Source organism: Paenibacillus puerhi, assembly GCF_009846885.1.
In the GTDB taxonomy this organism is placed as follows: Bacteria; Bacillota; Bacilli; order Paenibacillales; family NBRC-103111; genus Paenibacillus_G; species Paenibacillus_G puerhi.
Map to the genome: position 1 here is coordinate 88,408 of NZ_WUWM01000003.1, position 12,819 is coordinate 101,226.

The 12,819-nt window shown below is 58.5% G+C and carries 7 protein-coding genes; all 7 read right to left on the reverse strand.

Going from position 1 to position 12,819, the window contains the following annotated elements:
- Nucleotides 1–3: 3 nt before the first annotated feature.
- Complete coding sequence (locus tag GSF01_RS03875) at nucleotides 4–1,599, reverse strand: response regulator (protein WP_159881709.1); 1,596 nt, start codon at nucleotides 1,597–1,599, stop codon at nucleotides 4–6.
- A gap of 21 nt (nucleotides 1,600–1,620) precedes the next feature.
- A complete protein-coding gene (locus GSF01_RS03880) occupies nucleotides 1,621–2,439 on the reverse strand; it encodes a carbohydrate ABC transporter permease (RefSeq protein WP_159881710.1) in 819 nt (272 codons plus the stop codon).
- A complete protein-coding gene (locus GSF01_RS03885) occupies nucleotides 2,436–3,305 on the reverse strand; it encodes a carbohydrate ABC transporter permease (RefSeq protein ID WP_159881711.1) in 870 nt (289 codons plus the stop codon). The genes GSF01_RS03880 and GSF01_RS03885 overlap by 4 nt, the downstream gene beginning before the upstream one ends.
- 66 nt (nucleotides 3,306–3,371) lie before the next feature.
- Nucleotides 3,372–4,742 carry an ABC transporter substrate-binding protein gene (locus GSF01_RS03890; RefSeq protein ID WP_159881712.1) on the reverse strand — a complete coding sequence of 457 codons (1,371 nt, stop codon included), beginning with the start codon at nucleotides 4,740–4,742 and terminating at the stop codon, nucleotides 3,372–3,374.
- 102 nt (nucleotides 4,743–4,844) lie between these two features.
- On the reverse strand, nucleotides 4,845–6,668 hold the full coding sequence (locus GSF01_RS03895) for a cache domain-containing sensor histidine kinase (RefSeq protein ID WP_235941283.1): 1,824 nt from the start codon (nucleotides 6,666–6,668) through the stop codon (nucleotides 4,845–4,847).
- 121 nt (nucleotides 6,669–6,789) lie between these two features.
- Nucleotides 6,790–9,492: a glycoside hydrolase family 78 protein gene (locus tag GSF01_RS03900; RefSeq protein WP_159881714.1), complete on the reverse strand. Its 2,703-nt coding sequence runs from the start codon at nucleotides 9,490–9,492 to the stop codon at nucleotides 6,790–6,792.
- Nucleotides 9,493–9,640: 148 nt separating this feature from the next.
- Complete coding sequence (locus tag GSF01_RS03905; protein ID WP_159881715.1) at nucleotides 9,641–12,805, reverse strand: glycoside hydrolase family 2 TIM barrel-domain containing protein; 3,165 nt, start codon at nucleotides 12,803–12,805, stop codon at nucleotides 9,641–9,643.
- Nucleotides 12,806–12,819 lie beyond the last annotated feature (14 nt).

A 12,819-nucleotide genomic window follows, 5' to 3' on the forward strand; every position in this document is an offset into this window, starting at 1 on the left:
TCCTTAGGTTTCGTATTCCGCCACGCCGGCTGCGCTGCGGTATTCGCCGATCGTCATGCCGGTGCGTTTTTTGAAAATTTGACTGAAGTACCGGTAATCCTCATAGCCGACCTTTTGCGCGATTTCATAATTTTTATAGCCCGGCAGCCGGAGCCATTCCTTGGCCTTGTTAATGCGGTAGTCGGTCATGTAGTCAACGAAATTTTGGCCGGTCGTCTTCTTGAACAAGCGGCTCAGGTAGTCCGTGTTCATATAGTGGCTTCCGGCGATCTGCTGCAGGGACAACGGCTGCGCGTAGTGCGATTCGATCAGCTGGCGGATCTCGCGCACGACCTTCTCTCCCTGCTTCTCGCAGGAACGGCCATAGAAGGCAAGTACGCGGGGGATGATCTCTTCCGCAAAAATCCGCTTCACGGAAGCGGCATCGTGACGGACTTCGATCATGCCTGTGTACACCGTGGAGCTGCCGCCGCATATGTCCTGCAGCAGGGTATGCTTGGCTCTCAGCTGCTTGTCGATCGAATGAACCAGCAAAAACGCGCTGCGCTGCAAGTCATCCACGGTCACCGTATCCGCGCTAAGCACGGCAAACAGCCGTTCGAACTCCCTCCACGCCAGATCCCCGCCTCCCATCTGCAAGGAGAGCAGGAACGCATTCTCCAGCTCCTGCGGGTAGTCCCGGGCGGAAGGCGGCTTCTTCCGGTCTGCGGACAGCAGGCTTGCCGATTCGCCGAGCCGGCGGCTTTTGAGCGCAGCCTGAGCTTCGAGATACATCGGGCGCAGACGCAGTCCGCCTGGCTTTCTCCGGCTCACGCCGAAGCTGTATGTCCCGCTGCCCGCCTGCTTGAATACCTGCTGGAGCGTCTGATTCAACCGGTCCAGCTCCTCCTGCCGGAAGCTCGCGGCGTTCAAGGCCAGTACGATCTCGCGGGAGGCGTCTGGCGCGGAGGCAAGCATGTACGTCCAAGCGCCGCCGAACAGAAACGGCCTGCTGCGATCAAGCTGGTCGCGCACAAGCCGGCTCAGACGCTGCGGCTCCAGACTCTCCCGGAAGGCGTCCTGCCGGCCGACAAGCATCAGCAGCTCTCCGCCGGTCCATTCCGGCGGCAGCTCGGCTTCCAGCGTCCCGCTATCGTCGGTCCAGTCCGCCTCGGACCGATACACCGCACGCTGCAGCCAGTCCTCCTGCCGCTCCGCCTGCTCCCTCCGGAGGGCCGACTCCCTGCGCTGCAGCTCGGCCTCCGCCTTCTCCAGCACCGCGTACAGCTCATCCTTCTTAACCGGCTTCAGCAAATATTCGTACGCGTTATGACGAATCGCTTCCTTCGTATATTCAAAATCGGAATATCCGCTCACCACGATCGTAAGCATCCCGGGGAGTTCGCGGTTCAGCATGCCGATCAATTGCTTGCCGTCCAAGCCCGGCATCCGCATGTCCAGGAAAAGCAGATCCGGCTTCTCCGCCATCGCCAGAGCGTAGGCTTCATGTCCGTCTCCCGCTTCTCCGACCAGCTTGAAGTCGAAGCGCTCCCAGGGGATCGATTGAATCAGACCCTTGCGAATCCATTTTTCATCATCGACGACGACGACTTTTCTCATCCGCGCTTCCTCCCTTCAAGCTCAGCCCTTCATCGAGCCGGCCGTCAATCCGTCTATAATGTACCTTTGCAGAAATAAATACAGGATCAAAACCGGAGCCACGACGACGACCATAAACGCGAACACGACTCCCCAGTTCGTGCTGTACATCGTGACGAAGTTAAAGATTTGCAGCACAATCGTCCACTTGGTGCTGTCGGTCATCAGGTAGAAGGGTCCGAAGAAATCATTCCACACCGACACCATCACGACGATGGTAACCGTGACGAGCACCGTGATGATCAAGGGCAGGATGATCTGCGTATACAGACGGAAGTAGCTACACCCCTCCAGCAGCGCGGCCTCGTCCAGCTCCCGCGGGATCGACTTCATGAAGCCCACGAGCAGGAATACGGCGAACGGCAGCAGCACGGCCGTGTAATACATGACCAGACTGAAGTAGCTGCCCCGGATATGAAGATCGCCCATCAGCTTGATCGTCGGCACGATCGACACCGGCACGATCAGCCCCATGATGAACATATAGTAAGCCCCGCGCAGAAAGCGACTGTCGCGCCGCTGGATGATAAACGCCGCCATCGAGGCGAACAGATTCACGCAGACGACGACGCAGCCCGAGATCAGGAAGCTGTTCATGAATCCGCGCATAATGTTGGCTTGACCGAAAATATCCTTGTAGTTCGACCACTGCCACTGCGAGGGCAAAGACAGGCCGAACAGCGCCGATTCCCGGATATCCTTGAATGAGTTGACGAAAATCATAAAGAACGGGATAAGAATCAGCAAAGCCAGCGCGATGGCCACCGCCTCCAGAAGGATGAGCCCTTTTCCTTTATTCATAGCTCAACCTCCCGCTTCTTCATCTTCATCAGAACGGGCACCCCGACCGCCGTGACGAGAACGAACAGGACGACGTTAACGGCTGTCGCGTAGCCGAACTCCCCGGAGCTGAACATGCTGCGGATGTACGTGTAGAACACTTCGGTCGTATACCCCGGTCCGCCCTCCGTCAGCACCATCACCATCTCGAATACCTTCATCGAACCGATCAGCGAAAGCAGCACATTCACGGTAAACGCAGGCGCCAGCAGCGGGAATACGATGTGCCGGAAGCGGCTCCAATAGTTCGCCCCGTCCATGGACGAGCTTTCGATGAGATCCTTGGAGATGAACTGCAGACCGGCCAGATACACGACCATGGAGAACCCGGCTACCCGCCAAATATCGGTGACGATGATGGAAAATAACGCGAGCCTCGGATCGTTCAGCCAATCGCCCGCCAGTCCTCCGAGCCCTGCTGCATGCAGCGCGACATTGACAATCCCATGCTCGGGGTGGTAGATCGCGCGGAAGATATACCCGATCACGATCGGAGCGATCACATACGGCATGAAAAAGATCATGCGCAGTACATTGCGCAGTCGAAGCGCTTCATTCATCACGAGCGCTAGCCCGAGTCCCGTTACGTTCTGCAGAACAGTCACCGCTGCGGCGAAAACCAGCGTATTTTGAAGCGCCGTCCGCAAGCGTGGCTCCTGGAAGAGCGCCGTATAATTGTCGAAGCCGATAAATCGGATATCCTTCGCATTGATGTTCCAATCGGTAAAGCTGTAGTAGAACCCGATGAGGGTCGGGGTTATAAAAAACAGCAGGAACACAGCCAACGCGGGAAACGAGAAGTAGAGCGGATATTTATGATTTCCCATGCCCTTCACCTCCTGTGCGTATCGTGCCGACCGAAGCCTTGAGACTCCGGCCGGCCCTGCGCTCCCTTATTCGAAACCGGTTAACCGTTTGGACTTGCCGTCTTTTTTATAGTTCGCGTCGAATTCCTTCAGAGCCGCATTGACATCTCCGCTGATGAAAAACGTTTGCAGCGTTTTTTGGAAATCGGCAAAGGTCGGCGTCAGCCGGTTTTGAATATTGATCTTGGCCTTGTTCGCATCGATCATCGCTTTGACGGATTCCTGTACGGAATACAGCTCGCTCTTCGCATCCTTGAAGATCGGAATGCCGGGCGCCGCCTGGTAATACAGGTTGACCATCTCCGGGGTGATCATGAACTTGATCAGCTCGATCGCTTCCTTGGCGTTCTTCGCTTTTGCCGGGACCATCAGCTGATTGGGCGGCGTGATGAGCGCCGTGCCCGCATCGCCTGCGGCAGGGAACGGGAAGACGCCGAGCTGGTTCTTCACGAACTCCTTGCCGAATTTCTTCTCAAGCTGCGGGATAATCCCGTCCAGCATGAAGGCCATGGCTACCTTGCCCTCGCCCATCTTGTTCTGCAGCTCATCATAGGTGCCCGCCATAATATTATCCTGATACAAGCCCAGATCCTTCAGTTCCTTCTGCTTGACGAACAGGTCCTTGACCTCGGGAATATCAGCGAGATTCAGCTGGTTCTGCTCCAGCTTCAGCACGCCCTCGTCCTTGATCGCCGGGTCCACCTGCGAAACCCAGCCCGTGAGATAAAAGACCTGCGCAGGCCAGCCGTCCTTCACGCCTTCATAGAAAGGAGTCACGCCGGCGGCTTTGATTTTCTTGGCAATCTCGATCAGATCGGCATAGTTTTTCGGCGGCTGCACCCCAGCCTTGCTGAATACTTCCTTATTGTAGAACACCCCCATCGTACCGGTTGCGCCGAACGGAACCCCATAAATTTTCTTGTCCGGGGTCGTCTGGAACTCCTTCATCGAGGGGATGATCCGGTCCCATACCGCGCTATCGCCGCTCCACTCGTGGAGCGTTTCTTCCGCTCTCAGCTTGACGTTCTGCTTGGTGCCCGGCTGCATCAGGAACAGATCCGGGAAGTCGCCTGTGGAGAAGCGGGTTTTCATCATATTGTCAAAATCACCGCCCGGCAGCGCCTGAAGCTCCACCTTATTACCGGTTTTTTTCTGATACTCCTCGAAAATTTTGGTAAAGGGCGCCGTATCCACCGTATTGGCGATCACAAACGTCAAAGTGACGGGATCCTTGGCTTTGGCCGGAGCAGCCGGAGCGGCAGACTCCGCAGGCGCTTTCGTTTCGGGCGCGGACGCCGGAGCGCTGGAGCCGCCCCCGCCGTCTGTGCCGCAAGCGGCCAAGGCTGCCGCCGTCAAGCAAACGGTAATCGTGGAGAAAACGTTTCTTTTCGTTCTCATCTTGTGTAACCCTCCTTTAGAAATCGCTTACAAGTTGATTATATGAAAACGCTTACCGTCTCTCTATTCACGATTTCGACTCTTCATGTGGAGATTTCCGACTTATCCGGGTAGGGGGATAAGAAGCGAGATCGCCGTCCCTGCTCCGGGCTCGCTTGCGATTTCGAAGCGGAACCGGTCCCGGAAGCGGATCGTATAGCGAGCGTACACATTCCGAATTCCTATCCCTCCCTCCTCCGCAGAGAAGGCGGTGTCCTCGTTGAACACGGACTCATTCAGCCGCTCGCGCAAGCTGCGCAGACGCTCCGCGTCGATCCCTACGCCGTCGTCGCTGATCGTGAGCCGCATATGTCCGCCCTCGGTAGTAGCGCTCACGCGGAGCCGGCACCGTCCCAGCTTCGGCTCGATCCCGTGGAAAACGGCGTTCTCGACCAGCGGCTGAAGCGTCATTTTCAGGACCGTAACGCTCAATAAAGCTTCCTCGATCTCCCGTTCGTAGGTGATCTTATCCTCGAAGCGGATGCTCTGAATGCTCATATACGCCTCGATTTGCTCGAGCTCTTCCCGGAGCGTGACGACCGAGCTCGTATTCTTGATGTTGTAGCGGAACATATCCGCCAGAGACTGGGCCATATCGCCGATCTTCCCGGCCTCGTAATAGTCGGCCATCGCCTTGATGCTGTCCAGCGTGTTGTACAGAAAATGCGGATTGATCTGCGAGTGAAGCATGGCCAGCTCCACCTGCTGCAGCTTGATTTGATTGATATATTTGGACTCGATCAGCTGTTGCAGTTCATCCTGCATATCATTGAAATTCGAAGCGATCAGCCCGATCTCATCCTGCCTTGTTACGGCGACGCGAACGGAAAAATCCCCCCGCTTCACGCGGTTGATCGTTTTATAAAGCACAAGAATCGGATTGGTCAGGCTGCGGCCGAACAGCACGGATATGAAGAAGGTAACCATAAAGGCGATAAGCGCAGTAAGCAGCGTCGCCGTTTTGATTTGGTCAAGCGGTCCGAAAATATCCTTCTTCGGCATGATAAGTACGATCTTCCAATTGGAATAGTCCGAACGGGTGTAAGTCACCAGTTGACTGTCTTGTTCGCCCTCCAGCCATAGCTTCCCGTTATGGTTCGTGAGCTGAGAAAGAAGTCCGGTCTCGGCTGCGGCCTCCCGCGCTCCGGGCGAAGCGTAGATCGGACGGTTGTTCTCGTCGAGAATAAGCAGCCTGCTGTTCGCCGAGAGGCTGTCGTTCTGGCCGACGCTGTCGAACAGCGCCGTATTGTATTCAACTCGAACGACTATATAATAGTCGGGATTGGCAAAGTCACGGATCAAAATCGATGAGGCATAAGCGGCCGCCTCGTTCTTGCCGGCTTGTCCCCCCTCAGGCGGACTGCTGAAATAAACGCGGCCGTCGCTCGCGACCGTACGCTGGAACCACTCCGACTCCCTTACCTCCCGGGATGTCCAGGGGGCTTGGTTATCGGAGGAGTTCATCAGATCGCCGTTGCTGAAATAAATCTGAAACCGGATAAAGTCCCGAATTGGCGTAATATTAAAGCTTTTCAAATACAAATCGCCCAGCTTCCGCCGAAATACGAACCGTTCCTGATCGTCCATCGTCGGATAGGCATTGATGCCGTCGATATACTCCTGCGAATAGTAAGGAGCCAGCAGCAGGTTGCGCTTATTTTGGAAATCATTGTCCATGTTGTTCTCGATTTGTCTGACGATCTGAAGACTCGAGGTTTCCACGCGTTCGGACATCGAGCGATAGGAAATGTAGAAGGAGATCGTTCCGACAAGCGCGATGCACAGCAAGATGATGACCAGGTAGCTGAGCAGCAGCATCGTCCGGATTCGGGTAAAGAATGCCCAGCCCTTCATGCCTATTCCCTTGACCAAACGAACTCCCTGCATGGCGACCACCCGCCCTTCCCCCTAGATACCATACAACCGGACGCGGAAGGCCGCTGCGCCTCCAATCGCGCATGCGGCCCCTTCCGGTCCGGCCTGTGTAGATGTGTAGATGTGCAGATGCTTACCCCTGCTCGGGGGCCAGCTCGCCCTCAAACTCATATTCGCCGCTGCCGATGCGGAATACGCCGGCCTGCTGCGTCTGCTCCAGCAGCCGCCATCCGCTGCCGAGCGGCGCTGCCGCTTCGCCGTTCTCTGCCGGAAGGCTTCCATCGATACGGATGCTGCTTCCCGGAACATGGACCGTCGCCGTCGTATTGGCCGGTATACGCACCCGCAGGCTTAGCTTGCCCTGCGGTGATAGCTCCCAGGCTGCGGCAATCGTGCCGTAGAGAGATTCGTACTCCGCCTGCACCCGGGTAAGACCGCCTCCCGGCTGCGGGCGGATGACAGCGTGACGGAAGCCCGGCTCGGCCGGATCGGCGTCGATCCCTGCCATATACCGGAACATCCACTCGCCGACCGAGCCCAGCGAATAGTGATTGAAGGAGTTCATCGACGGTGTCTGGAAGCCTTGCTCCTCGGTCCAGCCGTCCCAGCGCTCCCAGATCGTCGTCGCGCCATGCTTGATCGAGTACATCCAGGATGGAAACGCCTCCTGCCTCAGCAAGCGGTACGCGACATCGAGTCGGCCATGCTCAGTCAAGGCCGGAAGCAGGTAGCCTACGCCGAGGAAGCCCGTCGACAGCCGGTCGCCGCGCCGCTCGATATCGGCGGTCAGATGGCCGAGCGCTTGCGAGATCTGCTTCCCGGTGAGCAGCCCGAACTGCAGCGCCAGCACGTACACGGTCTGCGTATCGCCGTGGATGCGGCCTTCCCCGTCCACGAAGGCGCCGCGGAAGGCCTCGGCAATATCCGCAAACAGCGAGCGATAGCGGGCCTCATCGTCAGCCTTGCCGAGCACGCCTGCAATCTGCGCCAGCAGCTTCGTGCTGTAGGCGAAGTAAGCCGTAGCCAGCACTTCATTGGGCGTGTCCGCGTCGATCGACAGCCAGTCGCCGTAATTGGCGTAGTCCGGCCGCACCAGTCCGTCAGAGTTCGCCTTCAGATAATGCACCCAGCGCACCATCGCTTCATAATGCGTGGACAGTATGCGCATGTCTCCATACATCAGATAAAGCGTCCACGGGATGACCATCCCCGCGTCTCCCCAGCCGGCATTATCCGGGGCAAACCAGTTCAGCCGGGTGCTCCACATTTTATGACGGATCCAGCCCCCGTCCGGCGCTACGTCCGTGAAGGCGCCCGACGGCTGCTGCGCATCGATCATATCCCACATGTATTTGCTGAAAAACCGCGATACATCCATATTGTAGGAGGCCGTCCGCGCGAAGATCTGCGCATCTCCCGTCCAGCCCAGCCGCTCGTCGCGCTGAGGACAGTCCGTCGGTACGGACAGGAAGTTGCCGCGCTGCCCCCATGTAATGTTCGAATAGAGCTTGTTCACCATCTCGTCGGAGGTGATCAGCCTGCCTGTTTCCGGGGTATCCGAATGGACAACCTTGCCGGTCACCGTCTCCAGATCCGGCTCGCCCGGGAATCCGATCAGCTCCACGTAGCGGAAGCCGTGAAACGTAAAATGGGGGTCGTAGCGCTCCTCGCCGTCCCCTTTCAGAACATAATGGTTCTGCTGCACGGCGACGCGCAGATTATCCAGGTACAGCGAGCCGTCCGGGTTCAGCATCTCCGCGTGGCTCAGCGTAACGCGCGTTCCCCGGTCGCCCTTTACCCGAAGCTCGGTCCAGCCGACCATGTTCTGCCCCATATCGTAGATGTAGGTGCCTTGCTCCGTTTTGGTTATCGAGATGGGCTTAAGCGTCTGGGTAATGCGGATCGGCGGCTCCATCGCCGCCACGAGAAGTCCGTTGTAGCCTGGCCGAACGTCCGGCGATTGCCATCCGGCATCGTCATAATCCGGCTGATCCCAGCCCGTAAGCTCCAGACGGGCGTCGTACGTCTCGCCCTTGATCATATCCGAGTAAACGATCGGACCCGAAGCCGTTCTCCAGGAAGCATCGGTGCATACGCGCTCCCGGGCTCCGTCTTCGTAGTCGATATGAAGCTGCATCAGGAAAAACGGCCGCTCGCCGTATACCTTATCCCCGAGAAAGCCGACCGTACCGGAATACCAGCCGTCGCCCAGTATAACGCCTATGGCATTGCCGCCTTCCCGCAGCAGCTCCGTCACGTCGAAGGTCGATACCTGGACGCGCCGGTCATAGTCCGTCCAGCCTGGAGCAAAGCGGTCGCCGACCGGCTGGCCGTTCACCCGCAGCTCGAACAAGCCGAGCGCGGTAGCATAGGCGGTGGCGCGCCGGATCGGGCGGCCGACCGTGAACTCCCGGCGGAAAAACGGCGAAGGCTGCATCTCTGCCTCCGGTTCCGCTTTGCGCCCGATCCAGACAGCCTTCCACTCGTCTCGCGTCAGCAGCCCCATCGTCCAGTAAGCGCATTCACTCCATGCCGAGACACGGTCCTGCGCATCCCAGACGCGCACCTTCCAGAAGTAGCAGCCCTCCGATTCCAGCGGTTCTCCATCGTACTCCACCTGAACCGACTGAGAAGAGCTCACCTTGCCCGTATCCCACATGTCGGCCATATCCCCGTCCAGCCGCTCGCGCGAGGAGGCTACCATCACTTGATAGGCCGACTGTGCGGCTCCCCTCTCCGCCGACTCCAGCTTCCAGAACAGGCGAGGTCTAAGCTCGTCAAGGCCGAGCGGGTTGGTCATATATTCCGTCATGCAGGCTTTCACTCGAATGGTCATGTTGAGACCTCCATTAGGCTATAGTCATACAATTCTCTAAGCAGCTTGCGGAATCCTTCGCGGCAAATCCCGCATTTCTTGCGATATCCTGTCAGTAACGCAAACACCCGGCTTCCGGATTCCGACTTCCGGCTACCGCTGGCGGTGGTTAACAGCTGGCCGGACCGGATACGGGCGTCAGGCTCAGTCCGAGCTTCATCGGCTGCGCCGGAAGCAGGTATCGCTCCAGCGTAGGCGCGTAGCCGCAGCTGTGATTGCCCAGACCGCTCTGAGCGGCGTCGACGCGCACGATCGTCCTCTCCTGCCGCATAAGCTTATGGACATGCGTCGCGCTCGCCAGGTCTTCCGTCGCATAATGGCTTACGCCTACCTGCAGGAGCGAGGTTCCGCGGATCCGCAGCCCCCGTCCCGCCGCGTCCGTCACTTGAGCCCAGCGGACATCGGCCTTGCTTCCATTTTCCTGCGGCTTGATGTAGGGGACGAACTGCTCCTGTACGGTGCCGCTGTAGATGCCCAGTTTGCCGCTTTCCTTACGATCCGCGTAGCATTCATGCGGCCCGCGGCCGAACCAGGCGAATCGGTCGAAGGCTGCCGGCATCGACAGCTCCAGCCCGAATCTTGGCAGAGGAGGTAGCCCTTCCTTCCGCTTCGGCTCTATGGCCGCTTCAATGTGCAGCTCGCCGAGACGGTTGACGGTATAGCTGAGCTTCACTTCAAACGCCGCCGGTTCGCCGCGGGCTCCCAGGATGCCTTCTACGGCGATCTGGACTTGATCGTCATCCCGCTCCTCGATGCTCAAGCTTCGCCAATCGGCCATCAAGCGGTCGTAGCCGGCCTTGCGCCATTCCTTGGCGGTATGGACGTCATTGTCGACGGGAGCCCGCCATAGACTGATCCTCGGTCCGTCCGCCAGCAGCTCCTCGCCCTGCACCCGCCAGGATGTGAGCGTTTCCCCTGCTCTGCTGAAGCAAAGCTCGAACCTATCGCCGCGGATCTCTATCCCGCTGGCGGTTTCGGCTACTTGCAAAGGCGCAGGCTTACGAGCCTGCCCTTCTGACAGAGCCGCCCCTGCCTCCTCCGCTGCCTCCGCCTGCACATGGCCGATAGACGCATCGGTCCAAGCGACCTCATGCCCCTCCCCTGCCCACAACGCGGCCGAGCGCAGGACGAAGCGCACATGGACGCCGTATTCAGCCGGCGCATCCAGCAGCTCCCGCGAGAACGGGATGCGGATCTCCTCCTCTTCGCCGGCCGGCGTCTCTAGCTGCTCCAGCTCTCCCCGCTGCAGGACGGCTCCGTCGCGCATCAGCTGCCATTCTCCCCTGAGGTGGGCCAGCGTCGAGAAGTCGTACCGGTTCTTGACCAGGAATCGTCCCTCAGCGGCCTGCAGGACCTCCAGCTTGACAGGCTCGATAACCTTTTTATATTCCAGAATAGATGCCTTCAGGCTGCGGTCGGGAAACAGCAGGCCATCCAAGCAAAAATGTCCGCTGTGCGGCTCCTCGCCGAAATCCCCTCCATACGCATACCCCGTCTGGCCATCCTCATCGGTACGAAGAATTCCTTGATCGGCCCACTCCCAGATGAGACCCCCGAGCAGCCTCGGGTAGCGGTAAACCGCTTCCCAGTATTCCTGAAGGTTGCCCGTCGAATTCCCCATCGCATGTCCGAACTCGCACATCAGGTACGGACGGGAATCCGATTTGCGGCCCTCCTCAATCAGCATCTCGACCGAAGGGTACATGCTGCTGACCACATCGACGACCGGCGCATCGTACGCGCGTTCATAATGGATCGGCCGCGTCGGATCGGCCTGGCGGATCCAGGCCGCCATCGCATCATGATGGGGCCCGTAGCCCGATTCGTTGCCCAGCGACCACATGATGACGGAGGGATGGTTTTTATCCCGTTCCACCATACGCCTCGCTCTCTGCAAGTAAGCCTCCCGCCAGTCGGGATGCCGCGACAGGTAGCTCTCATCGCCTACAAAGTGAAACCCGTGCGTCTCCAGATCCGCCTCGGCTATCGCATAAAGCCCATAGCGGTCGCACAGCTCCAGCCATCTCCTGTCGTTCGGATAATGCGATAGCCGCACCGCATTGATGTTATGCCGCTTCATCAGCACGATGTCCCGCTCCATCGACTCCGGTGTGGTTACGTAGCCCAGCTCGGGATCGAACTCATTGCGGTTCACTCCTTTGATCGTGATCGCTCTGCCGTTGACAAGCAGCTGTCCGGCCTCGATCCGAATATCGCGGAAGCCTACATCGGTCCGCACAACCACATCGGGATTGCCCTCCCGATCGCTGAGAGTCAGCAGAAGCGTGTATAAATAGGGCGTCTCGGCGGTCCACAGCTCGGGGCTGTCTACTGCCTCCGAGAACTGGATCTCGATCTCCCCGTTGTTCTGCTCCCAAGTTCGCTGGGGAAGAAGCCGCTGGCGCTCCAACAGAACGCGGCCCTGTTCATCGAGCAGCGTCAAGTCCAGACGGTAGGTCCCGTTTGCGGGCGCACGCGCCGAGCCGGCCAATCGTACTGCGACATCCAGCTCCGCCCGTTCATAGCTTCCCGCAAACGGTGTCCGCACCCGATAATCCTGAATAAACACCGCTGGCAGCGCAGCCACGTAGACATCCCGGAAGATGCCGCTTAGCCGCCATTTGTCCTGACTTTCCAGATAGCTGCCGTCGCACCACTGGTAGACGCGAACGGCCAGCGTATTTTCCCCCGGCTGCACATAATCCGTAATCGAAAACTCGGTATGATAGTGGCTGCCTTGGCTGTATCCTACCGCATGCCCGTTGATCCATACATGATAGGCCGCATCCACGCCCTCGAAGACGAGCCGGATCTCGCGGGACTCCCAGCTCTCGGGCAGCGAGAAGCTTCTCCTGTAGCAGCCGATCGGCGTATGCTGCGGCACGTGAGGCGGATCGATCGGAAACGGATACGGGCAGCTGCTGTAGTGAGGACGCCCATAGCCTTGCAGCTGCCAGTTGGAAGGAACCGGGATGAGCGGCCACTCCGATGTGCTGTATGCAGGTTCCATGAACAGTTCGGTAGCGATCAGCGGGGAATCGGCGTAAAGAAAGGACCAGTCCCCATTCAATAACTGAAAGAACGGAGAAGCTTCCCTCTCTCCTTTAAGCGCCTGCTCCCGGTTGGCGAATGGAATCCGGCTTGCACTCGGCGGTTCGGCATTCACTTCCAGCACGTTCAGATTACGCCAGTCCGAGCTTGGATCGATCGTCCCCTGCTTGTTTATTGCCGCGGTGTCCCAATCTTCCAGCGGCCTACGTTCCTGAGCGAACATCTCCACCACACCCT